This is a genomic window from Thermorudis peleae, assembly GCF_000744775.1.
Taxonomy (GTDB): Bacteria; Chloroflexota; Chloroflexia; order Thermomicrobiales; family Thermomicrobiaceae; genus Thermorudis; species Thermorudis peleae.
In genome coordinates, this window is the sequence record NZ_JQMP01000003.1 from 980,540 (window position 1) to 1,003,019 (window position 22,480).

At 58.1% G+C, this 22,480-nt stretch carries 20 protein-coding genes; 1 reads left to right on the top strand and 19 read right to left on the bottom strand.

The annotated features are described in order from the left end of the window. Window positions 1–78: 78 nt before the first annotated feature. The 7 genes from N675_RS07395 to nadD form a co-directional block, all read right to left on the bottom strand. Window positions 79–1,182, bottom strand: a complete 1,104-nt coding sequence (locus tag N675_RS07395) for a 5-(carboxyamino)imidazole ribonucleotide synthase (protein WP_038038780.1) — start codon at window positions 1,180–1,182, stop codon at window positions 79–81. Window positions 1,183–1,188: 6 nt separating this feature from the next. Then, on the bottom strand, window positions 1,189–1,710 hold the full coding sequence (gene purE / locus N675_RS07400; protein ID WP_038038783.1) for a 5-(carboxyamino)imidazole ribonucleotide mutase: 522 nt from the start codon (window positions 1,708–1,710) through the stop codon (window positions 1,189–1,191). 2 nt (window positions 1,711–1,712) lie between these two features. Further along, window positions 1,713–3,179, bottom strand: coding sequence for an NADP-dependent isocitrate dehydrogenase (locus tag N675_RS07405; protein ID WP_038038785.1), 1,467 nt, complete (start codon window positions 3,177–3,179; stop codon window positions 1,713–1,715). A 138-nt stretch (window positions 3,180–3,317) separates the two neighbouring features. Then, window positions 3,318–4,685 (bottom strand): NAD(P)/FAD-dependent oxidoreductase, encoded by a 1,368-nt coding sequence (locus tag N675_RS07410; RefSeq protein ID WP_038038786.1) that lies wholly within the window; start codon window positions 4,683–4,685, stop codon window positions 3,318–3,320. A 20-nt stretch (window positions 4,686–4,705) separates the two neighbouring features. Beyond that, complete coding sequence (secF, locus tag N675_RS07415; RefSeq protein ID WP_038038787.1) at window positions 4,706–5,635, bottom strand: protein translocase subunit SecF; 930 nt, start codon at window positions 5,633–5,635, stop codon at window positions 4,706–4,708. 28 nt (window positions 5,636–5,663) lie between these two features. Next, on the bottom strand, window positions 5,664–7,046 hold the full coding sequence (gene secD / locus N675_RS07420) for a protein translocase subunit SecD (protein ID WP_038038788.1): 1,383 nt from the start codon (window positions 7,044–7,046) through the stop codon (window positions 5,664–5,666). Between the two features lie 51 nt (window positions 7,047–7,097). Beyond that, window positions 7,098–7,754 carry a nicotinate-nucleotide adenylyltransferase gene (nadD, locus tag N675_RS07425; RefSeq protein ID WP_051914436.1) on the bottom strand — a complete coding sequence of 219 codons (657 nt, stop codon included), beginning with the start codon at window positions 7,752–7,754 and terminating at the stop codon, window positions 7,098–7,100. Between the two features lie 106 nt (window positions 7,755–7,860). Here nadD and N675_RS07430 point away from each other — a divergent pair, with 106 nt between their 5' ends. Next, entirely contained in the window at window positions 7,861–8,667 is an 807-nt protein-coding gene (locus N675_RS07430; protein WP_038038789.1) for a hypothetical protein, read from the top strand. Between the two features lie 18 nt (window positions 8,668–8,685). Here N675_RS07430 and gyrA read toward each other — a convergent pair whose 3' ends face one another. The 12 genes from gyrA to lexA all read right to left on the bottom strand — a co-directional run bounded on the left by gyrA (window position 8,686) and on the right by lexA (window position 22,381). Further along, a complete protein-coding gene (gyrA, locus tag N675_RS07435; protein WP_038038791.1) occupies window positions 8,686–11,160 on the bottom strand; it encodes a DNA gyrase subunit A in 2,475 nt (824 codons plus the stop codon). A 162-nt stretch (window positions 11,161–11,322) separates the two neighbouring features. Further along, window positions 11,323–12,315, bottom strand: coding sequence for a lysophospholipid acyltransferase family protein (locus N675_RS07440; RefSeq protein ID WP_051914437.1), 993 nt, complete (start codon window positions 12,313–12,315; stop codon window positions 11,323–11,325). Between the two features lie 8 nt (window positions 12,316–12,323). Further along, on the bottom strand, window positions 12,324–13,025 hold the full coding sequence (locus tag N675_RS07445; RefSeq protein ID WP_038038792.1) for a hypothetical protein: 702 nt from the start codon (window positions 13,023–13,025) through the stop codon (window positions 12,324–12,326). A gap of 21 nt (window positions 13,026–13,046) precedes the next feature. Then, window positions 13,047–14,198 carry an inositol-3-phosphate synthase gene (locus N675_RS07450; protein ID WP_051914580.1) on the bottom strand — a complete coding sequence of 384 codons (1,152 nt, stop codon included), beginning with the start codon at window positions 14,196–14,198 and terminating at the stop codon, window positions 13,047–13,049. A gap of 60 nt (window positions 14,199–14,258) precedes the next feature. Continuing rightward, window positions 14,259–15,380 (bottom strand): glycosyltransferase family 9 protein, encoded by a 1,122-nt coding sequence (locus N675_RS07455; RefSeq protein WP_038038794.1) that lies wholly within the window; start codon window positions 15,378–15,380, stop codon window positions 14,259–14,261. 4 nt (window positions 15,381–15,384) lie between these two features. Beyond that, the gene (locus N675_RS07460) at window positions 15,385–16,515 is read right to left on the bottom strand and encodes a glycosyltransferase family 4 protein (protein WP_231577969.1); all 1,131 of its coding nucleotides are present in this window, start codon (window positions 16,513–16,515) and stop codon (window positions 15,385–15,387) included. Then, the gene (locus N675_RS07465) at window positions 16,487–17,644 is read right to left on the bottom strand and encodes a glycosyltransferase family 9 protein (RefSeq protein ID WP_051914439.1); all 1,158 of its coding nucleotides are present in this window, start codon (window positions 17,642–17,644) and stop codon (window positions 16,487–16,489) included. Before N675_RS07465 ends, N675_RS07460 begins: the two co-directional genes overlap by 29 nt. Further along, on the bottom strand, window positions 17,641–18,636 hold the full coding sequence (locus tag N675_RS07470) for a glycosyltransferase family 9 protein (RefSeq protein WP_051914441.1): 996 nt from the start codon (window positions 18,634–18,636) through the stop codon (window positions 17,641–17,643). Before N675_RS07470 ends, N675_RS07465 begins: the two co-directional genes overlap by 4 nt. A 71-nt stretch (window positions 18,637–18,707) precedes the next feature. Then, a complete protein-coding gene (fabZ, locus tag N675_RS07475; protein ID WP_038038795.1) occupies window positions 18,708–19,157 on the bottom strand; it encodes a 3-hydroxyacyl-ACP dehydratase FabZ in 450 nt (149 codons plus the stop codon). Between the two features lie 46 nt (window positions 19,158–19,203). After that, window positions 19,204–20,499, bottom strand: a complete 1,296-nt coding sequence (locus N675_RS07480) for an adenylosuccinate synthase (RefSeq protein ID WP_038038796.1) — start codon at window positions 20,497–20,499, stop codon at window positions 19,204–19,206. Window positions 20,500–20,583: 84 nt separating this feature from the next. Beyond that, window positions 20,584–21,621: a DnaJ C-terminal domain-containing protein gene (locus N675_RS07485; RefSeq protein WP_038038798.1), complete on the bottom strand. Its 1,038-nt coding sequence runs from the start codon at window positions 21,619–21,621 to the stop codon at window positions 20,584–20,586. 106 nt (window positions 21,622–21,727) lie between these two features. Continuing rightward, window positions 21,728–22,381 (bottom strand): transcriptional repressor LexA, encoded by a 654-nt coding sequence (gene lexA, locus N675_RS07490; RefSeq protein ID WP_038038800.1) that lies wholly within the window; start codon window positions 22,379–22,381, stop codon window positions 21,728–21,730. Window positions 22,382–22,480: the final 99 nt, after the last annotated feature.

Here is a 22,480-nt window from a genome sequence, read left to right on the forward strand (position 1 = left end):
TCCACGCTTGTCCTGCGTGAGGAAGAACGCTGGAGCAGCGAGGGTAAAGGCTGCTCCAGCGTCTTTCTCTGTCGGGAATTACGGCTCAAGGATCTTGAGCACAGCCTCGACGGCTGCTTCCCGCTCGTCGACCGAGTCTGCACGCACGGTCACATGGCCGAGCTTTCGGCCGGAGCGAGGTGCTTTTCGGTAGAGGTGGACATGGGTGCCGGGAAGTGCGAGAAGCTGTTCGATTGCAGGAATCGTTCCCAGGATGTTGATCATCGCCACATGACCGCGCGCACGCGTTGAGCCCAGGGGAAGGCCGAGAACAGCGCGCAAGTGCTGAGCGAATTGACTTGTCTCAGCACCTTCGATGGTCCAGTGCCCGGAGTTGTGGACCCGTGGGGCCATCTCGTTTGCGAGCAACTGGTTGTCAACGACGAAAAACTCAATGGCGAGCAGCCCCACGTAATCAAGCGCTTCCAAGACTCGTTGGGCATAGGCCGCAGCCTGTTCCTGGAGGTGCTGCGCGTTGGGTGCTGGCGCGCGTGAGATGAACAGAATGCCATTGCGATGAATGTTTTCGACGAGCGGATAGATGGCAATCTCACCAGTGCGGCTGCGCGCTGCGAGCACCGAGACTTCTCGCTCGAATGCGACGCGCTGCTCATAAAGACAGGGAACGTTCTGCACCTGTTGCCATGCAGCCTCAGCCTCAGCCGGGTGGTTGACGGGTACTTGCCCTTTCCCGTCGTAGCCAAACCGGCGGGTCTTGAGCAGGGCTGGCGTGCCAATGCGGTTGACGGCCTGCTGCAGTTCTTCGGCTGTGCTGACTGCAGCATATGGCGGCACAGGGATATCGCAGGCCTGAAATAGTTGCTTTTCAAAGAGCCGATCTTGCGCTGTCTCAAGGGCGCGTGGCGGCGGGAAGACGGGGAGTTGCGGCGCGAGTTGCGCAACTGCGGCAGCCGGCACATTTTCAAACTCGTAGGTGACGAGGTCGAGCCCCTCACCAAAGGTGGCCAGGGCCGCGGGATCGTCGTAGGCTGCGCAAATCAGCTCGCCGACGTCGCTCGCTGGAGCGTCAGGCGCTGGATCGAGGAAGCGAAACCGCAGCGCGAGCGGAATGCCCGCAAGCGCAAGCATCCGGCCAAGTTGGCCACCGCCGAGAATGCCGATATGACCCCGATAGATGCTCATGGCACTCTACCCCGTTTGTTCTCGTGGATCAGGATGCGCTAACACGGCTGCTGTTTGCTCAGCGCGGTAGCGCCGCACGGCTTCGCGGATAGCCGGGTATTTGATCCCGAGAATCGCTGCGGCAAGAAGGGCAGCATTGACTGCGCCACTCCGTCCAATGGCCAGCGTTCCAACGGGAATACCGGCTGGCATCTGCACAATTGACAAGAGCGAGTCGAGGCCGTGCAGCGCGTGCGATTGCACGGGAACCCCAAGGACCGGCAGCACGGTTTTCGATGCGGTCATGCCGGGAAGGTGTGCTGCTCCTCCGGCTCCGGCAATAATCACTTCAATCCCACGCGCTTCCGCTGAAGCTGCATACTCGAACATCGCATCGGGCGTGCGATGGGCAGAGACGACCCGTACCTCATACGGAACGTTGAGCGCCTCGAGGGTCGCCGCCGCATGTTGCATGGTTTCCCAGTCAGAGCGAGAGCCCATGATAATGCCGACAAGTGGCGTTGACCGTGTCTGCTCTTCGGTTTCCATCGCTACTCTTCGCCCTGTGCCTTTGAGAATCCTTGCTCACCGTCGAACTCGCGAAGACGAAGCACGCTTGTCCAGGTAAAGTGCTGCCCGATTTTGGTCAGCAAATCGAGAATAGCCGCATCGTTGACTTCACCCTCGCTTGCGCGAGCGAGGAAGCGGCAGCGCCAGTGATCGACATAATCAATCGATGCGCCGACGTCGGGATAGACCTGCAAGCCACGGCTGGAGACGTGATAGAGGGCAAGCGGTGAGTCAGCTGTGAGCTGCTCAAGCGCCCTGCCCAAATCGGTGGGATTGGTGTCCGCCTCGATAAACACATCAACGCCAACAACGCGCTCCTGCTTGACTCGCACCGCGACCGGATCAGGATGCAGTTCCGGGATCTGGATTGGCGAGTAGGCGCGCGGTTGCCAGTGTGTTGAGCGGCGTCCCAAATTGCTGATAATCGCATCAGTGAAGGCTGTCGTTGTCGCAGCTTCAGCGTCGCCGACAACGTCACGGGTGAGGGCTTTACCTTCCTCCAGGGTGACAAGAAGCGCGTGCTCGATCGTCTCGGCTGCGGCGAATTCATCTAGGTAACGAAGCATGAGGATTGCCGTGAGGATCATCGCGGTCGGATTAATAACGTTCTTGCCTGCGTACTTTGGAGCAGAGCCATGGACTGGCTCAAAGATTGCAACATCGTGACCGTAGTTGGCCGAAGGCGCAAAACCAAGCCCGCCAACCAGGCCTGAGGCAAGGTCGCTGATGATATCGCCGTTCATATTGGTCGTCACGATAACGTCGAACTGCTCTGGCTGCTTCACCAGCTGGTGAGCGCAGTTGTCGATAATGATGTGCTCAGCGCGAATATCAGGAAACTCGCGCGCAATCGTCTCGAAGAGCCGCTTGAACAGTCCCTCGGTCACTTTCAAGATATTCGCTTTGGTAGCGCCATGAACGACCTGCCGGCCTTCAGCGCGAGCCAGTGCGAACGCGAAGCGGATAATCTTTTCGCTGCCCTTGACACTGATGACCTTGAAGGCGCTCGTCACTCCTGGTGTGTCAACGTACTCGATCCCGGCGTAGAGGTCTTCGACGTTTTCACGAACGATGACGAGATCGATGCCGCGACCGCGATAGGGCGTTGGTACTGAGGGTAACTCGCGGACTGGCCGCACATTGGCGAATGCCTCAAAAAGCTTGCGCAACGTGACGTTCGCGCTCTTCTCACCGTACCCAACCGGTGTCTCGAGTGGTCCTTTGAGCACAACGCGGGAACGGCGAATCGAAGCCACGGTCTCTTCTGGTACGCCGCTTGCAATTCCTTCACGGAACACACTTGCGCCGGCTCGTTGCTCGTCCCATTCAATCGGCACGCCGACCGCTTCGATAATGCGGCGTGCGCTGGCAACAACCTCTGGTCCGATACCGTCTCCAGGGATAAGTGTGACAAGCTTCTTACCCTGCGGAGTTACCACATACTTCATTCCCTACCGGCACTCCCTTGTGTCATCACGCTTCGCATGCTGCCGCAACGTCCGGCAGCCTAACCAGCTGCTCACCATACGAGACCAGGACCGCAACGTCAAGGGTTTCTACTTGTTCAATAACAATGTCGTTATGGATCACCGAGCAAGTGCTGGCTCAGGAATCCTGAGCCGTCCCTGTTTGAGGTCGTCAAGGATGATGCGGACGATCGTATTGCCGAGGCGGACACTGTAGTTGGTCCCACGGTCTTCCGGATAGATCTGGGTCGTGTTCGCAAGGTATGCTGCTGGTAACGGCATGCGGTGCTCAGGAATCTGTTGGGAGTAGTGCAGGGGAATGATTGGCTGGGCGGCTCGTTCCCGGAAGACCCAGTACCGTTCTACCCAGTCAGCCGAAAACTGGGGGTTGATCTTCGGTAGCTGCTCAAGTGCAATCTGGAAGATGCCCTCGTCGTCAAGTTGGATATAGGGATCGTCTTGTTCGACGTACTTGCTTACGTAGACGAAGTGCCATCCCTGGTAGTGTTCGGGGCCTATCAAGTTGGTATGCTCGATGATCCCCGTGTAGGGAAGATTGAGGTCGCCAATGTTGAGCCAATAGGTCGAGGAGAGTTGATGCCGTGTTTGCAAGAGTAGCGTTGCAGCAGCTTGATAGACTGTTCCAGTCAACTTGCGGACGTAGTCGGCTGGGAGATTCGGGAAGAGGCGCACGACAAGTGGCGACGGCGCCGTGACAACCAGGACGTCAACGGCAGTTGCCTGGCCGGTGCTATCACGAATGATCCACCGATCGGCTTCTCTACTGATTTGTTCAACACCGATTCCGGCAAAAATCTGCCCACCGCGCTGCCGGATTGCTTCAGCCAAGCGATCGATCAGGACGTTAAAACTGCCGCGGAAATATCCGAGTTTTTCGGGCTCAAAGAGCGACGTTCTCGACTGCGTGCGCAGGTAGATCTTATTCCAGAACCAGACCATGGCCACATCACGGGCTCGCGGCCCGAACTTCGCACGGAGCTGTGCGCCCCAGACCCGTTCGAAAGCGCGTCGCCCAACAGCTCGCTGCAGCCAATCCCACGCTGTGACCGCTTCAAACCGCCGCCAGTTGTGGACATGCTGAAGGTAGTATGTGACGAGCCCGATGCGCAGGCGATCATGGAATGGCACGACCCCAAGGCGGAGAACATCGAGCGCACTTGCCAACGGATAAATTTTGCCGTTGGCGTAGAAGCCAACCCGTGACGGAAGCCAGACGAGCCGGTCGCCGATGCCCAGTTCCTCTGCCAGCGCCACGATATCGCGATCACTCATAAAGAGGTGGTGATAGAAGTATTCCAGTGCTGAGCCAGCGACAGGGAAGGCAGCAGCTTGTCCACCCAACTGCGTATTGCGTTCCCAGAGGGCGACGCGAAATCCAGCTTGGAGCAACCGGTACGCTGCTGTCAGTCCAGCGACGCCACCGCCGATAACGCCAGCTGTGAATCCTGCAGTTTGGTACTCGTTCATTGCGCTCTTCATCCCGGATCTTATGCAGGAACGTGTTGTCGCTGACCACGCAGGCGAGCAACGAAGCGCTGGAGTTCGCGGTTCTCCCAGACCACGAGGATTTGGCTTGCGTTGAAGATTGATGAATACGTGCCGCTGATGATGCCAATCAGCAACGCCAGGACGAAGTAGCGTGTTGTTTCTCCACCAAAGAGGTAGAGCGCGAGCAGGGTGATGACCACTGTGAGTGACGTGTTGAGGGAGCGAACGAGAGTCTGAACCAGGCTATAGTTCACCACCTGTTCAAACGTTGGTGCAGCGCGGCGCGCGAGGTTCTCACGGATACGGTCAAAGACCACGATCGTGTCATGGACGGAGAAGCCGATGATTGTCAGGAGCGCAGTAATGAACAAGGAATCGACTTCAACGCCGCGAAGCCAACCGAGGATTGAGAAGATACCAACCACGACTGCAACGTCATGCAACATCGCAATAATGGCGGCGATGCCATAAAGGAATGGATTGTTGGTGTTGCGGAATGCCCAGGCAATGTAGCCGAGAATGCCAAGCGTTGCGAGTCCAACAGCAGCAATCGCACGGTTACGGATTGACGTCCCGAGCGTGGGGCCGACTGATTCAAGGCGCTGTTCCGTGAAATTGCCAAAGCGTTCTCGCAAGGCGTTGGCGAGTTCTGTCTTTTGCGGCGACCCCTCTTTGAGTTCCTTCATCCGGATAAGCACGACGTTGTTATCGGCTGTTTGAACGATTGCATCCGGAAAGCCATGTTGTGCCAGGACATCGCGAACCTCGCCAGGTTGCACCGGGTGACTCATCTGCAGCTCCCAGAGAGTGCCTCCGGTGAAATCGATGCTCAAGCGGAGGCCGTGCGTAACGAGCGAGATCATCCCTGGAATAATGATGATTAGGGAAAGGAGGAACCAGTAATAGCGTTTGCCGACAAGATCAAACATTGACACGTACTCCTTCACCCCGCGTTGGTTAGTCTCCTGTCGCTGGAGCAGTTTGTGCTCGTGCCCGTTCGATCCCGTACCACCAGGGGTTGTGGATGATCCGGAGTGGCAACAGGACACGAAGGAGCGTGCGACTCACGACGATTGCCGTAAACATGCTCACCGCGACACCGATGAAGAGCGTAAGCGCGAATCCTTGGATGATTGTCGCGCCAACGTATCGGCCAAACCAGAAAAGAATGGCGCAGGTAATCATCGTCGAGACATTGGAGTCGCGGATTGACGGCCACGCGTGGTCAAACCCTGCTTCAATTGCTCGAGCGACTGTATGCCCTAAGCGAAGTTCTTCTTTGAGGCGGGCAAAGATAAGCACGTTTGCGTCAACCGCCATGCCGATGGAGAGGATGAATCCTGCAATCCCTGGAAGCGTCAACACAACGGGGATGGCCTTAAACAGCGCGAAGACGAACGCCGTATAGAGCAAGAGGGCGATCACCGAAATCACGCCGGGAAGGCGGTAGTAGGCAATCATGAAGAAAGCGACGAGTCCAAGGCCGACCAGACCAGCGATAATGCTCTTGTGAATGGAGTCTTGCCCAAGTGTTGGGCCAACCGTGCGGCTCTGCACAACCTCAAGCGGGACAGCCAGCGCACCGGACTTGAGTTGCAGCACTAGGTCGTTGACGCCCTGGGCACTGAGGCCGGTAATGATGCCTTGATCACGGATTGCATTCTGGATCGTGGCGGTCTCAATGACCCGCTTGTCGACGACAATCGACATCGGCTGGCCGATGTGCGTGCTGGTGTACTGGTAGAACTTGTCCGCTGCATCGGACTTGAGCTGGAACCCGACGACAAGGGCTCCGACGTTGTCCGTGGTCGGGAATGCGTCTTTGAGGTCAGCGCCCGTCACGATGGTCTGATACGTGGGGCGCTGGTTTGCTGTTTCTGCTTCGGGCGTGTCACCGAGAACATCCTTGGCAGGGCCAAGTGAGGTGTTGACCACCGTCCCGACGGGGAGATACTGCCCTTGCGGATCAATAATCTCCAGCAGTGCTGTGCGCTGCAGCACCTGCACTGCGTGTTCGGGATCCTTATACCCCGGTAGCTCGACGAGAATCTGATTGTTGCCGCGTGTCTGGACGACTGGTTCACTCACCCCCAGGCCGTTGACACGGCGCTCAATGGTGTCACGGGTACCTTGCAACACCTCATTGGTAACTTGGACGCCTGCTGGGGGGCGTGCTTGGAGCACGATTTGAATTCCCCCCTGGAGGTCAAGTCCCTGGTGAACGGTAATGTTTTTCTTCCAGCCGAAGGGATCCAGGCGATCGCCTGGAAGGTCGATCCAGACCGCGACAAGTGCCAGCACCAAAATGACGATCAAAGTATGCCAGGGTTTGATCCGCATGGGCTTCCCTCGTCTCCTGTGAGTATCACGGCCACCCTTGGCCAGCGGCGATTATACATGGGGCAGCGAGACAACATCGGGATGCGCCACGCTCTGCTGTTCGTTTGCAGCTGTCCGGTAGAGGCCGTGGTGGACGATATACGCTTCGACCGCTGGTGGGACGAAGTACCGGATGCTGCGCCCTTCGGCAACGCGTTGCCGGATATCGCTTGACGCGATTTGAATGAGGGGCACAGAAACGAGGATGACACGTCCGCGTGCTGCTGGCACCGCTTGGTAGAGCGCGTCGAGATCGACGGAAACGCCAGGTCGCATGGCTACTGCAAGAAACGCCTGCTCGGCAACGCGCTGAGGTTCGTGCCAGGTGGGTAGCCCAGCTAGGGAATCCTGTCCCATCAGGAAGTAGAGCTCATCTTCTGGATATTGCTGACGCAGCAGGGCCAAACTATCGGCGGTATAGGAAGGGCCGGCTCGCTGGGCATCGACATAGGAAATCGCAAAGGCTGGCTCATCAAGCAGCGCAAGCTGGAGCATTGCAAGCCGGTGCTGAAGTGGTGTAATCGGCCGTCCCTGTTTATGTGGTGGCGTATGGGCAGGCAAGAAGAGCACAGCGCTAAGCTGCAAGTGCTCGCGAAATGCCTCAGCGATAATTAAGTGTCCGTGGTGTACTGGGTCAAATGTCCCACCAAAGATACCCAGCCGCCCCACATGCTCCCCCTCGTACAGCGTTCATGCTTGCGCTTATGGCAATCCTACTCGCATCATCAACGACTGTGCACGCCGTGTGCACGGATGCTGAGGAAAAAGGACGCCTATGGAAGAAGATCGTTGGGAACCGCCACGCTCTACGGTTACTCCCGTTTCATCACCTTCGCCTCTGCGTCTCGAACGTGGAGACCTTCCCCTCTGGCTCCTTGCCGTGCTCCGGATCGTGCTTGCTGGCGTGTGGCTCAGCGCTGGTCTTGTGCCGCGGCTGGAACTCGCCCTTTGGCTGTTGCTGCCCCTTGCGGTCGTCTTGCTGGCTGGCGGTCTGCTCCCACGGTCTCCAATCCCATTGGCCCAGCGCCCGCTCTGGCTCGTTGATGCTGCGATGCTGATGCTCGTGTTACCAGTTGCCGCGATCAGTTTTGCGGTGGTGACGTCAGCTCGTCACTCATTCCTTCCATCACTCTGGCTTGCACTCCTGCCGGGCTTCGGGATGACGGTCTTGGTTACTGCAGGCTTGGGCGTTCTTGTACGAATCGTCGACGATCCGTTGGAACGGTTCCAGTATGCGCTGCCGGTTCTCACGACCATCCCGCTGCTCTTGCTTGGCGAGCCTGGCCGTGTGAGCCAATTTGGTGTGCTCGCAGGCATTGGGACAGTCGTTGCGGGAGGACTTGGCCTCATCCTGCCGTTGTTTTGGAGTCCTCTCATCGCGAGCATAGGCAGTATTGGCCTGCTTGCGCTGTACTGCCTCAGCGCATTTGTCCTTGGAAGTGCGCCGTGGCGAGGGATACCGCCCCTGCTCGCTTTCTTTCAGCTTGCCCCCATTGTCGCGTGTGTGCTCTTTATCCTTGTAACGTTCTGGAACGAGCCACTGCTCTTGCCAAGGCGCTTGGCAAAGCGACGACGTCACTGAAACAGCCAGTGTGTGAGGCTACTCACTGTGGCCGTTACCGGTCCATGCGGCCTCGACGTGGCCATCGTTTGCAGGATCGGCGAGTGCGAGTGCTGCCACGGTATCGCCCTCTTCAAGGCGCATCAAGCTGACCCCCTGGGCGGCGCGGCCGAGTTGGGGAACCTGCGCGGCCTGAATGACAATGACCTTCCCCCGAGCGCTCATAATGATGATGCTTTCAGTGCCAACGATGACGCGAGCGCTGGCAAGTGCGCCGGTTTTCGCTGTGACCTTTGCTGCCATAATCCCGCTGCCGCCACGTCCTTGACGCCGGAACTCACTCAGCGGCGTTCGCTTGCCGTAGCCGTGCTGGGAGACGACGAGCAGGTCAGCGTTTGGGCGGCTCAAATCTGACGCAATCACAGCGTCGCCGTCCTCAAGCCGGATGCCGATGACGCCAGCAGCTTGGCGACCCATTGGGCGGACGTCGCTTTCTGGGAAACAGATGGCTTGTCCGTGAGCCGTCACAAGGACAATGTCGTTATAGCCGGTGGTGAGGAGCACCCAGGCCAGTTCGTCACCGTTTTCGAGGGTAATAGCCAGAATGCCGCTCGAGCGAACGGAGGCGAATTCCGACAGTGCCGTCCGCTTCACACGACCTTGCCGTGTTACCATGAACAAATAGCGCACCTCTTCTAATGAGGAAATCGGTACGAGAGCGGTTACCTCTTCATCCTGCTGAATGTTGATGAAATTGACAATCGGCATGCCGCGCCCAGTGCGGCTCGCTTCCGGAAGGTCGCGAACTGGCAGCTGATAGGCACGACCGCGGTTGGTGAAGACGAGCAAGGTATCGTGTGTCGTCGCGGTAAGAACATGCCGGATCCGATCTTCCTCGCGAACTTGCATGCCATTAACGCCTTTGCCACCGCGGTGTTGTGTGCGGTACGAGCCGTTGGGATGGCGCTTGATGTACCCGCGTTCAGTCAGCGTCACGAGGACGGGGATCCGCGGGACAAGTTCGTCGTCCGTCAAATCCTCCACGGTTTCTTGGATAATGGTGCGTCGTGGATCGCCATACTGCTCTTTCAGTTGTGTAAGCTCGGTCTTGATCAGGGCAAGCACCCGCGACGGATCAGCGAGAAGCGCTTCCAGCTCTGCAATGCGCGCAAGAATCTGTTGATACTCTTCTTCGATTTTCTGTCGCTCGAGTGCAGCAAGCCGGCGAAGCTGCATCTCAAGGATGGCGTTCGCTTGGATTTCGGTCAGCTGGAAACGTGCCATCAAATTCGTGCGTGCATCTTCCGCTGATCGTGATTCGCGGATCGTGCGGATGACATTGTCGAGTTGATCGAGGGCGCGCTTCAACCCTTCGAGAATGTGGGCGCGGCGACGGGCTTGCTCAAGCTCAAACGTCGTGCGGCGGCGAATGACGGTCTGCCGGTGCTCGATGTAAAGCTGCAGCAAGCGCTTGAGGGTGAGAACCCGCGGTTGGGTGCCATCAACCAAAGCGAGCATGTTCACGCCAAACGTCGTTTGAAGCTGCGTGTGCTTAAAGAGGTTGTTGAGGACGACGCGCGGCTGGGCGTCGCGCTTGAGCTCAATGACGATGCGCATGCCGTTGCGATCGGATTCGTCACGGAGATCGTGAATACCTTCAAGTTTGCCGGCCTTGACAAGCTCCGCGATACGCTCGATGAGCACGGCCTTGTTCACTTGATACGGGAGTTCGCTGACGATGATCGCCTGGCGCCCTCGACTTAATTCCTCGATGTGTGTCTTGGCCCGGACAACAATGCGCCCACGACCAGTAGCGTAGGCAGCGAGAATGCCTTCGCGCCCAAGGATGATGCCGCCGGTCGGGAAGTCTGGACCAGGCAGATACTGTAACAGTTCTTCGACGCTCGCCTCAGGATGATCGATGAGGTAGATAATGGCATCACAGGCTTCGGCAAGGTTATGGGGTGGAATGTTGGTTGCCATGCCCACAGCGATGCCCGAAGCACCGTTCACGAGCAGATTCGGCAGCCGTGCTGGCAGGACTGTTGGTTCGCGCGCGCTGTCGTCGTAGTTTGGGATGAAGTCGACCGTTTGCTTTTCAATATCGGCGAGCAATTCTTCAGCGATTGGTGCTAGCCGTGCCTCGGTATACCGCATGGCGGCGGCACTATCGCCATCGATTGAGCCGAAGTTGCCTTGTCCGTCAATGAGGGGATAGCGGAGCGTAAACGGCTGCACCATTCGTACGAGTGCGTCGTAGACGGCGCTATCGCCGTGAGGGTGATATGACTTCAGTACCTCACCAACGATGCCAGCGCTCTTGCGGTACTTCGCTGTTGGGCGCAGGCCCATTTCATGCATGCCATAGAGGATGCGCCGCTGCACTGGCTTGAGCCCATCACGGACGTCCGGGAGAGCACGCTGCACAATGACGCTCATGGCGTAATCAAGGTAGGAGCGGCGCATTTCTTCTTCGATGCTTACGTGCTCGACCCGACCGATTTCTGCACTCATTGCTCTATGCGAACCTTTGCTCTGATTCGATGCCTCTGCCTCAACCCGGGCAAGTATAGCATAACCTTGTCGACTTTGCCCGAAAAATCTAACGCTTGGCCCGAAGACCCTCGACCATTGGGCAAGACACGCTTCGACCGGGGTGATCAACTCCGATCGCGATCATCGTTCACCTGTTCGCTTTGCCGGAGATTCCGGGTGAAGCACGGGTGCCACTTCATGCTGCATGTCCGAGCTGACCAGTTCCGCTGGGATAGCCCCCCAGCTTTCAGGTTGTGAGACGAAGGCTCGTTCGGGGTGGGGCCACACGCGCTGGAGCATCGTCCATTGTCCTGGATCGGTGCGGATCATACTCTCCAGGACCCGGGCGATTTGGTGCATCGCGTTTGTCAAATCGATGTCTGGATTGCCAGTCCGCGTGAGGATGATCTCCGGCAAGATGTAGACCACTGACTTCCTTGTCCCGCGGCGTACGGTGAACGCTGGAACCAGAGCTGCGCCAGTGCGCAGCGCAAGCACCGCGGGTCCAACCGGCAATGGCGCGGGCGCGTCGAAAAACGGGACAAGTTTGGCATGTCCGGTAACGTCCCGGTCACCGGTCACCAACAGGATGCCGTTCTGCCGCAACAATCGAAGAATCGGCAAAACTGATGATGCGCCGGGGGGAAGGACGGTGATCCCCAAGGCGGAACGGAGGGTTGTGAGATAGCGGAAAAGTGCCGGAGGGTGCACTTGTTCGGCAATGATTGCGCCCTGATAGCCGAGCATGGCCGGGTACTGGGCAACGACGTTGAAGTTTCCAATATGTGCCGAAAGCACAATAATGCCTTTCCCACGGGCACAGGCGCGCTCGAGATGCTCTTGACCGTGTAATTCGATGAGGGTAGGAAGGCGTGTGCGATCAAGAAGGCGAAGGCGTTGCAGGTCATAGTAGTTCATTGTGGCGGAAATAAAAACGCGGGCGGCTTGGTACTCGCGCCAGAACCAGGAACGCTCTGGCGCGACGTGGCGTAGATTGTCAAGCACTGCGCGTCTCGTCCGGAATTTAACACAGAAGAGGACAACGCCGATTGCACGGCAGATCCAATACGCAAGTGGTGTTGGCACAATTGGCGTCAGGATTGCTCCAATGCGCATGCCGATGAGCAATCCCATATGCTGCCTTACCCTTCATCTCGGAATTCAGGCAATACCACTTCAGCTGGAGCTGGCCAAAGCGCTCGTTCGGGATACCACTGAGGCCAAAAGTTACGAAGCACCTCTTCGATGCTCTGGCCAAGCATTGTGAGTCGTTCAGTCGGTTGTTCCGGAAGTGGACAGAGGTGGAGCAACACGCTCTGCCATCCGGGGCGGAAAGCTGCTGTAGCGAACCATACCGGCACAGCATTGTCAAGCAATGCTTCAGGAAGGGCGAGACGCGTCGGAGCGCGAAAGAGAAGGAAGGGCCGGTCACGAGCTGGCCCAACCATCGGCAAGCGCTCGAGGACCCAGACCGTTGGCTTGCTCTGGTAGGTATGGAGCGCAATCAGGCGAGGGAGAAGCTGCCATGCTCCCAGGGTGAGCGTAAGGAGATGTATTGAATGGGGAGCTGTCGACTGGAGGAGCTGAAGCGCATGCTCATGGTGTGGCACGACATACGGGATTACGGCTTCATCCGAGCGGGAAGCCAGTTGCTGCGTTGCCCGCTGCACGCGTCTGTGTGTCGTCTGGAGCGTGCGCACCGCAGCGTGGATTTCGGGTGACGTTGATGGCTCATGCAGGACGTAGGAGAGATTGAGGGCAAGAGCCTGCTTGATGGGATCGAGAACGGAAAGCGTGCGCCGCTGACAGGTGCTGAAGCATGGCAAGAGTCTGCTCCAGCTCATCGCTGCCAGCGGCGCAATGCCTTAGCTTTCCGCGAGCAACCGCCGTGCTCGCTGTGCTGTCGTCTCGCGGATGAATGCCTCGACCATCTCACGTGCCTCTTCATCGCGGTACTGGACTGGTGGGGACTTCATGAAATAGGCACTTGGTCCGATCAGTGGCCCAGCAATACCAGCATCCAGCGCGAGCTTCGCACAGCGGATTGCGTCAATGACCACGCCGGCTGAGTTGGGAGAATCCCAAACCTCGAGTTTCAACTCAATGTTCAGCGGCACTTCGCCAAAGGTTGTCCCTTCGATTCGGATGTGGCACCACTTCCGGTCTTGGAGCCAGGGCACGTAGTCACTTGGGCCGACATGGATGTTTTCTTCTGACAATGGCTGATCGAGGATGCTCTGGACGGCTTGCGTCTTCGAAATCTTCTTTGACTCAAGCCGTTCGCGTTCAAGCATGTTGAGGAAGTCGGTATTGCCACCGAAGTTGAGCTGATAGGTCCGATCAATGCGCACGCCTCGATCGGCAAGCAAGCGCGCCAGGACGCGGTGCGTAATCGTCGCCCCGACTTGGCTCTTCACATCGTCGCCAATAATCGGGAGTCCGCGTTCGCGGAAGCGATTTTGCCAGTACTCTTCACGAGCGATAAAGACCGGAATGCAGTTCACAAACGCGCAGCCGGCATCGAGTACCTGCTCAACATACCACTTGGTCGCCATTTCACTGCCGACTGGCAAGAAGTTGACGACAACATCAGTCTTGGTTTCCTTGAGGATGCCGACAATATCTGCTGTTGGCCCAGGTGCCTTCTGAATTACCTGGGAGAGATATTTGCCGAGGCCGTCGTGTGTCATCCCGCGATAGACTGGAGCATTGAGCGGCGGAACGTCGGTGAATTTGTAGGTGTTATTCGGAGGAGCAAAGATTGCCTCGGACAGATCCTTGCCGACTTTGTTGACGTCGATATCGAAGCCAGCGGTAAACTCGATATCACCCACGTGATAGCCGCCGAGGTCAACATGCATAAGGCCCGGAACAAATTGGGTTGGGTCAGCATTGCGGTAAAAGTGCACCCCTTGGACAAGTGCTGATGCGCAGTTGCCAACGCCGATGATCGCGACGCGAATTTTCTTCTCGCTCACTGTTGCCCGTTGTCCTCTCAGTGTGGTTGCTGCCCCCATCATTCGCGCAACACGATGCGGATTGTACGGCGTCATTGCTGCAACGTCAATGTGCTGAACCTACTTTTGTATCCTTGCAAGGAGAGCAAACGCGTACCGCAAGACGAGTGCTGGTGACAATCCAGACAAGCACCATCGGGTATGACAGCCCTGTGGTCGACCAAGACGGTAGCCAACGTAGAAGCAGGGTGAGCATGGGAGTCCGAGTGTGAGTGCGACGCTTGTGCAGCCTGGCGGCAGCGGTTCTCCAGCGCGGAGAATGCGTGCGTGGAATGGTGCCCACGCGTGTACGTTAGAGGGCCCGAAGAGCGCGAGCACCGGTGTCCCAACCGCGTTCGCAAGATGGAGTACGCCGTTGTCCGCCCCGATCACCAGGTGAGCTTGTTGCAGCACTGCTGCAAGGACTGGGAGGGTAGTCTGCCCGATGAGGTCGCGCACGCCTGGTAGGTGGCGGAGTGGCTGCAACGATGGGCCATCAGCGGCCGTCCCAGTCAGGATTACTGTGCATCCGCCGTCGAGCAGCCCATGGATGAACGTGCGAACATGAGCAAGCGGCCAGGCGCGTCCGGGGCCATACGGGCCAACACGTGCATGGACGACAACCCTGGGACCATGTGATCCCCGAAGGAGGTTCCTCGCTTCAACCTTGGCGCTGTGTGGGAGCTGAAGTTGTGGGGCAGATGCCTGTGCAGTTGCGCCGAGAGTTTGTACGACCTCGAGGCCGTATTGCCATTCTGGTTTTGCGCCGAAACCAAGATCGGGAATCCGATGGGTGAGAAACGTTCCGGTGCCGTTGTCTAATCCTGCGCGGACTGGCGCGCCAGTTGCGGTCAGTAGCATGCGATGCTTCCAACGGCCAAACGGAGTTGTCAGATGATGCAGGAGGGCGACGGCATCATAGCGTTTCTGGCGCAGGCGTTGTGCGAGACGCAGCAGAGGCAGCCAGTTTTGCGGAGCGAGGAGTTCTCGGGCCTGATCGAATTGCGCTTTGTCGAAGCTGTAGACCGTATTGATGACCGGACTGAGGTGAAAGACTGCTGCGCCTTGCGGCGTGCTCATCACGTCGATGGTGGCCGTTGGATAGGCCGACCGCAGGGCCTGTAGTGCTGGTAAGGCAAGAACGGCATCCCCAATATCGGCGAGCTTCACAACCAGTATTCGCTGAAATCGCTCAAATGGCATCGGGCTACCCTTCCTGGGCGGCCGCTTCGAGCACCGCGAGTGTTGCCCTCGCTGCTGCTTCCCAAGTAAAGCGTTTGACGTGCTTCAAGCCAGCGGCGATCAGTGCTGGACGACGCTCGGGGCAGAGTGCATCCTGAATGCCTTGTGCGAGGGCTTGTGGATTGAGGGCGTCGACGAGGATTGCCGGGCCAGCGATCTCGGGCAGAGCTCCACGGTGTGAGGCGACGACCGGCGTGCCACATGCCATCGCTTCAAGGACGGGCAAGCCAAATCCCTCGTACTGTGAGGACATGACGAAGACGAGCGCGGCGCTATAGAGCCCGGGGAGGTCTTCTTCAGGAACATACCCCAGGAACCGAATGCGCTCACGATCCGGATGATGCGCAAGAGCTTCGAAGATCGGGTCAGCTAGCCAGCCGCGCTTGCCCGCGAGAACCAAGGTGAGATCTGAATGGGTGTCGGCAAGCAAGCGAAAGGCTTCGAGCAACCCGCGGATGTTTTTGCGCGGCTGAATTGTGCCGACGTAGAGCACGAACGGTCGGGATAGGCCGTATTTCGCGCGAACACGGTCTTGCTCGGCAGGTGATTGGGGCACGAAATGGGGATCGATGCCGTGTGGGATAACGGAGAGCTTCTCCGGTGGCACTCGGTAGATGGTCATGAGGTCACGTGCGGTTGTCTGGGAGATCGCGATGATCCTCGCCGCTCGCCATATGCTCCACCGTGTTCCTAGTTCAAGGTACAGGCGCTGTCGCCATGGGTGTGCTGCCGGCTCATAGTGAAAGCCGAGGTCGTGGATGGTCACGACACCCTTGCCCCGTAACGGGAGTGGCAGGACATGCGCTGGAACAAAGAGCACATCGAGTGGAAAGCGCCAGGACTCGATCGCTAAGCGAAGATGGGTCCAAAGACGGGGAAATGGAATAGGCCGAAGATGCGCATGGGGTGGGATGGGGAAGGGAAGCGTTTTCGCCTGATTCGTAAAGAGGGTGAAATGGTGTGGGGCAGGGAGAGCCAGTAACGCCTCAGTGATGCGTCGGGCATAGCGTTCCGTTCCGGTTTCGTATCCGACGCCGATACGGCTTGCATCAATGCCAATGTGCAAACTACGCGGGCTTGGCATGGTCAAGAACATCAAAGCAAACCTCAGCGACACGCGAAACCGAAAGTGCAGTGAGACACCCAGCTGTTCTGCGACCGGGGCTCAGGTTCTCACAATGTCGGCACTGCCACCCAGCATGAACCACACGGTGCACCTGTGAATCTCCCCAGGGACCAAACGATGCGGCGTTGCTTGGCCCGAAAAGATGCACGGTGGGAGTCCCAACTGCCACAGCGATGTGCAGTGGGCCAGTATCAGGACCAACCACGAGCGCAGCCTGCCGCAAAACCTCAGCGAGAACTGGCACTGTCGTCTTGCCAGCGCACGCAATGGTATCTGGACCAGCGATCCTCGCAACCATCTCAACAAGCGATTGCTCTGCCCGTGTGCCAGTGATGAGGACAGTATAGCCGGCCTGGTTAAGCAGCCGGGCCAACGTGGCCCAGCGCAGCGCTGGCCAGTATTTTACTGGAACCCCGGCTCCAGGATGGAGTACGATGAACGGTCGATTGATGCCCAGCGCACGAAGCAATGCCTGTGCCGCAGTGCTTGCGTCTGTTGGGCCAAACCAGGCTAATGGCATGGTCGTTGGAGTGGCTGACACGGGTGGCGAAGCGACGCCAAGGATTTCGGCGGTCGCGGTAAGTAATGCGACGTTGCGTTGGACCCAGTGTTGACCAGTGAGCTGGATGGGGTGGGTGAGAAAAGGGCGGATGAGGGGATGGTCGGCTCCGATACGAATGGGAATGCCAGCCTGCTGAGTGAGCCATGCCCCCCACCAGTGATCATCACGGAGCAGAACGGCTGCTACTGGACGAAGATGGCGCAATTGTCGGGCGTAGTGGAGGAGCATGGTATATGCCGAAACCCGATGATGCCGCTGCCGCGTAAATCCGGGGAAGGGGATTTCCAGCACCGTATCAACAGCTGGATGATAGGCAACGACATCGTGGCTCCACGGGCCAATGGCGAGCGCAAGGCGATAGCCAGGGACGTGTTCATGCCACCATTGGAGGCCAGGGGTCACGAAGAGGACGTCACCAAGATGATCTGGGCGTACGACGAGGACAATTGGCTCTGGAGAAGCAATTGGCTGGACCACTGACGTCAGAATACGCCCGAGAACAGCATTCATCCCGCGACGGAGGCCACGTGGAATCATGCCGGGACCGTCCGCGTTCGGGTGTTGAGGAGTGTCATGCAGGCTTCGAAGACCGCCTCGACTGAAACACGTCGGATGTCGAGTGCGGCGCAATAGCTCTGCTGCCGTCGCAAGTCGTGATCATGCCAGTAGGATTCTGCGCCGGGCGGAGCGCAGACAAGGCTGTGCGGGCCGAGGGGGCGATAGCGGCGTGGGTCGGTGGGACCAAAAATGGTCACCGTCGGTGTGCCAACTGCCGCTGCAAGGTGGCTGATACCGCTATCGTTGCCGATGAAGAGATCAGCCTGTGAGCACAGCGCGGCAATCTCGGCTAGGCTGAGTTGAGTGCTCACGTCACGAATGGGGAAGGAACTCCGTGCGCGAATGGCCGCTACCGCCTCACGATCTGTCTCGCTGCCGATGAGGCAAAGATCGAGTGTAGGGAAACGTGCATGGAGCTTTGCAAGGAGCGCAACAAATGCTTCGGGCGGCCAGCGCTTCTCAAGCAAACGAGCCCCTGGATTCATTCCACCGCCGGGATGGACAATGATCAAGGGTGATCCGAAAGGGCCAAGCCGATGCTGAAGGGCAGTGACGAGCGTTGGGTTTGGAATGTATTCAGGTGCATCTCCTTGATCAGAGATGCCGAGCGCGCTGAGCACGCGAAGGTACAGGCGTGTTTCATGCTCAACCGGGAGTGGCCGAACACCCACAGTCAAACCAAGGCCACGCCATCCACTTGCGATGCCGACACGCACAGGGATGTTGCTCAAATGAAGCAGAACGTTTACGAGAGGAGAGCGATCGAGCCCAATGCCAATGTCATAGTGACGACGGCGAAGCACATGCGCTGTTCGTAGTAGTGGGAGCAGCCGTAGCGGATAGGTGAGTGGAAGCACTGCGTCAAGATGGGGATTGCCTTCAAGTGCTGGAGCTGCCCAGGGTGAAACGAGAATCTCCAGAACAGCAGTTGGCCAATGCTGTCGTATTGCACGAATGGCTGGGGTTGCCATGAGAACATCCCCAAGACAGCATGGCTTGATCAGCAGCACCCGTGGTGCGCTTCGTCGATAGCACCTGCCGTTCACGACGCTTCAGCCGACTGCTCCACATCGACCAGGGCAAACATCAAGGAGCCCTCAGCGACGAGTTCGCCATCAACTGTCGCTCGCCCCTGTCCAATGCCGATTGAGCGGCGCATCTTTTCGAGTTCAACTTCTAAGCGCAGCGTATCCCCGGGACGAACCGGTCGCTTAAAGCGCACTCGGTCGATTCCGGCAAAGAATGCCAGCTTACCACGATATTCTGGCATGCCAAGCACGGCGACTGCTCCCACTTGCGCAAGGGCTTCGATGATCAATACGCCTGGCATAATCGGATTGCCGGGGAAGTGCCCTTGGAAAAACGGCTCGTTGACCGTGACGTTTTTGATTCCGACTGCCCGTTTGCCCCATTCGATCTCGACAATGCGGTCAACGAGCAGAAACGGATAGCGGTGGGGAATGATGCGCTGAATCGCTTGAGCATCCAGCATGCGTGTCCCCTTTACCAATCGTGTGCCGTCTCATTGCCCACCGGCATTATGCCAGCATGGGGGCAGTCCGCCACAGGATCTGCTTGCGCTGGGGGCCGATGCCAATCATGGTGATCGGTACGCCGATTAGTGCTTCAAGGCGGGCGATGTAGGCTTGGGCTGCCGCAGGCAACTGCTCGATCGTTGTTGCATCAGCTGTGTCGGTCTTCCAACCCGGCATCGTCTCATAGATTGGCTCGACACACGCATAGTCTTCGACACGGGCTGGCGGAGCGATCAGTTCTTTCCCATCAAGCTGATAGCCAACGCAAATCCGAATCTCTTCAAGTGGATCGAGGACATCAAGCTTGGTCAGCGCGATCTCGGTCATGCCATTGAGTCGCGCTGCATATCGTGCGGCAACGGCGTCGAACCAGCCCGTGCGACGAGGCCGGCCAGTGGTTGTGCCGTATTCATGTCCACGCTCACGAATTAATTGGCCAATCTCGTCGAGCAGTTCTGAAGGGAATGGCCCCGCACCGACGCGCGTAGTGTACGCCTTGAAGACGCCAATGACGCGGTCAACTTGCGTCGGCCCAACTCCGGCTCCCTGGCATGCACCAGCGGCCGTCGGCGACGTCGAGGTGACATACGGGTACGTACCGTAGTCGAGGTCGAGCATGCATCCTTGCGCTGCTTCAACGAGGACTCGCTTTCCTGCGTTGAGGGCATCCTGGACGTATGTCTCGGCCGAAATCACATAGGGGGCAAGCGCTTGCCCCCACTGTTGTGCGAGTTCGAGCATGCCTTCGGGATCAATCGGAGGGGCACCGTAGAGGTGGCGGAAGAGTGTATTCTTGTCTGCAAGCGCAAGGCCAAGCTTTTCCCGGAGTGATGCAGCATCTCCTGCAACGAGATCAGCAATGCGAATACCCCGACGAGCCACTTTGTCGGTAAATGCTGGCCCATTGCCCCGGAGGGTGGTACCAACAGCGGAGGATCCGCGCCGGGCTTCTTCGTACTGATCTAAGAGCGGGTGGTAGGGCATGATGACATGCGCGCGATCGCTGATGAAAAAGCGCCCTTGCAGCTGAACACGTCCACGCAGCGTTTCAAGTTCTGCAAGCAGATCCGGCGGAGAAATGGCGACGCCCGCCCCAATCACGCAAATGCAGTGCGGATGCAAGATACCGGCTGGCACCAGGTGGAATTTGAAAATGCCATCCTCGGTCGCGACAGTGTGGCCGGCGTTTGCCGAGCCGTTTGGTCGCACGACCATGTCTGCTTGGGCAGCGAGCGTGTCAGTGATCTTGCCTTTGCCTTCGTCGCCCCATTGCCCACCCAGAATCAGCGTCGCTGGCATTTCGTGCTCTCCTTGCTCGCTCTTCGGCCACACCGTCGCTAGACCAACGCTTGACTATACCACGTTGACTGTCTGCCGCAGAGGCTATGCGTGGACGTGAGATTCGCGCAGTGCTCTGAGTTGTTCAAAGAGACGGCGCTCCTCTTGACTGAGTTTGGTCGGCAGGACGACTTTGACGCGGACGAGGAGATCGCCGGGCGTTCCACCTTTGAGCGACGGCATACCCTTGCCCCGGAGCCGGAAGACCTGGCCATTTTGCGTCTCCGGTGGAATACGCAGGACGACTGGGCGGTCAAGTGTCGGCACGACCACTTCTCCACCGAGTATTGCAGTGTACAGTGGTACTTCAACCTCGGTTCGGAGATTGTCGCCGTCGAGTTCGAATCGTGGATCTGGTATCAGGTGAACACGCAGATACAGATCGCCTGGTGGTCCACCGGCTGTGCCAGGGCCGCCCTGGCCTGCGATGCGAATGCGCGAGCCTTCGCGCACTCCCGCCGGAATCTTGACTTCAAGCGTTTTTGATCGGCTGATGTAGCCCGTGCCACCGCAGACCGGGCAAATTCCTCGACCGTCAAGGCCCGTGCCGTTGCAAGCCTGGCACCGCTCATCGACCGTGACAGTGATGCGCCGTGTTGCGCCGTGGTATGCCTCACGCAGTGAGACGTCAATTTGGTGCTCGTAGTCCTGTCCACGCTGTGGCCGTGTGCGGGGACGGGCGCGGTCGCGCGTTGCCATACCGCCGAAAAGATCGCTGAGGTCGCCAAAGAGCATGTCAAAGAAGTCAGAGAAGCCCGTCCCGCTCGTCCCACGACGTTCAGCCGTTGTGCCGGTACCGCGCTGGCCAAAGAGCCACTCCGAGAAGTCGCTAGCGCTGGCGCCCGTCGTTTGCTGATAGCGCTCCCAGTCGGCGCCAAAGCGGTCATAGCGCGCGCGCTTCTCAGGATCTTTTAAAACCTCATAGGCTTCATTAATTTCCTTGAATTTTTCCTCGGCTTGTGGATCACCCTTGTTCATGTCGGGGTGATACTTGCGCGCGAGACGCCGATAGGCCTCCTTAATCGTTTTCTCGTCGGCATCGCGTGGCACACCGAGAATCTTGTAATAGTCCTTAAATTCCATGCTGCGGCTCCTTGGCTGGGTTGCGCGATATCGCGTTCACGCTTCACCCAAAGTATAGCGAATTGATTCGTCTTGTAGCAAGAATACTATGCCATTTCGTTTCATTCTAGTGCTGCGTGGTATTCCCCAACGTGCGCAACACGAGGACGACCTTCCCCTGGATTTCGACGTTGTCGGGTGTTGTGTAGATGGGCTGAAGGAAGGCGTTTGCCGGTTGGAGGCGAATGCGGCTTCCCTCGTGGTAAAAACGCTTGAGTGTTGTTTCTTGTTCGCGGCGTAGCCAAACAGCCACGGTTTCGCCGTTTTCGGCTGACGATTGGCGCCGGAGAACCACGATATCACCGTCATTAATGAGCGCATCGAGCATCGAGATGCCGCGAACGCGCAGGGCGAAGAGACCTTCGGGCGAGCCGACGAGGTCAGCGCCGATCTCGATGTGCTCGGTAACGGTGCTGAGTTCAGCTGTCTCGAGAACGGGGATCGGCCGGCCTGCTGCAATATGGCCGAGCAACGGAATTCGCACGATCTTTGACGTGTCATCCGTGACACGGCGGTAGACAAGTTCAATACCGCGCGAAATATGGCGATTGCGCCGAATGAACCCCTGCCGCTCCAATGTATTAAGGTTGTAGTCGACCACGCTCGTCGACGAAATATTCAGTGCTTGTTGGATTTCGCGAATAGTTGGCGGGTAGGAATTCTGCGCGATATAGCGCTCGATAAACCCGAGAATTTCCATCTGCTTCTCTGTAAGCGGCATCTGACATGACTCCTTTCTGAATACGCTGTACCCTTGCCGCTCGCATTGCCAACGGACTCACGCTCCGTTGCGCAACGCAGTATAGTTGCGAACACTAGT

Excerpts from the sequence above, each read along its gene's own strand:
- N675_RS07395 (WP_038038780.1), bottom strand. The coding sequence starts at position 1,182 with ATGAGCATCTATCGGGGTCATATCGGCATTCTCGGCGGTGGCCAACTT.
- purE (WP_038038783.1), bottom strand. The coding sequence starts at position 1,710 with ATGGAAACCGAAGAGCAGACACGGTCAACGCCACTTGTCGGCATTATC.
- N675_RS07405 (WP_038038785.1), bottom strand. The coding sequence starts at position 3,179 with ATGAAGTATGTGGTAACTCCGCAGGGTAAGAAGCTTGTCACACTTATC.
- N675_RS07410 (WP_038038786.1), bottom strand. The coding sequence starts at position 4,685 with ATGAACGAGTACCAAACTGCAGGATTCACAGCTGGCGTTATCGGCGGT.
- secF (WP_038038787.1), bottom strand. The coding sequence starts at position 5,635 with ATGTTTGATCTTGTCGGCAAACGCTATTACTGGTTCCTCCTTTCCCTA.
- secD (WP_038038788.1), bottom strand. The coding sequence starts at position 7,046 with ATGCGGATCAAACCCTGGCATACTTTGATCGTCATTTTGGTGCTGGCA.
- N675_RS07430 (WP_038038789.1), top strand. The coding sequence starts at position 7,861 with ATGGAAGAAGATCGTTGGGAACCGCCACGCTCTACGGTTACTCCCGTT.
- gyrA (WP_038038791.1), bottom strand. The coding sequence starts at position 11,160 with ATGAGTGCAGAAATCGGTCGGGTCGAGCACGTAAGCATCGAAGAAGAA.
- N675_RS07440 (WP_051914437.1), bottom strand. The coding sequence starts at position 12,315 with ATGGGATTGCTCATCGGCATGCGCATTGGAGCAATCCTGACGCCAATT.
- N675_RS07445 (WP_038038792.1), bottom strand. The coding sequence starts at position 13,025 with ATGAGCTGGAGCAGACTCTTGCCATGCTTCAGCACCTGTCAGCGGCGC.
- N675_RS07450 (WP_051914580.1), bottom strand. The coding sequence starts at position 14,198 with ATGGGGGCAGCAACCACACTGAGAGGACAACGGGCAACAGTGAGCGAG.
- N675_RS07455 (WP_038038794.1), bottom strand. The coding sequence starts at position 15,380 with ATGCCATTTGAGCGATTTCAGCGAATACTGGTTGTGAAGCTCGCCGAT.
- N675_RS07460 (WP_231577969.1), bottom strand. The coding sequence starts at position 16,515 with ATGTTCTTGACCATGCCAAGCCCGCGTAGTTTGCACATTGGCATTGAT.
- N675_RS07465 (WP_051914439.1), bottom strand. The coding sequence starts at position 17,644 with ATGATTCCACGTGGCCTCCGTCGCGGGATGAATGCTGTTCTCGGGCGT.
- N675_RS07470 (WP_051914441.1), bottom strand. The coding sequence starts at position 18,636 with ATGGCAACCCCAGCCATTCGTGCAATACGACAGCATTGGCCAACTGCT.
- fabZ (WP_038038795.1), bottom strand. The coding sequence starts at position 19,157 with ATGCTGGATGCTCAAGCGATTCAGCGCATCATTCCCCACCGCTATCCG.
- N675_RS07480 (WP_038038796.1), bottom strand. The coding sequence starts at position 20,499 with ATGCCAGCGACGCTGATTCTGGGTGGGCAATGGGGCGACGAAGGCAAA.
- N675_RS07485 (WP_038038798.1), bottom strand. The coding sequence starts at position 21,621 with ATGGAATTTAAGGACTATTACAAGATTCTCGGTGTGCCACGCGATGCC.
- lexA (WP_038038800.1), bottom strand. The coding sequence starts at position 22,381 with ATGCCGCTTACAGAGAAGCAGATGGAAATTCTCGGGTTTATCGAGCGC.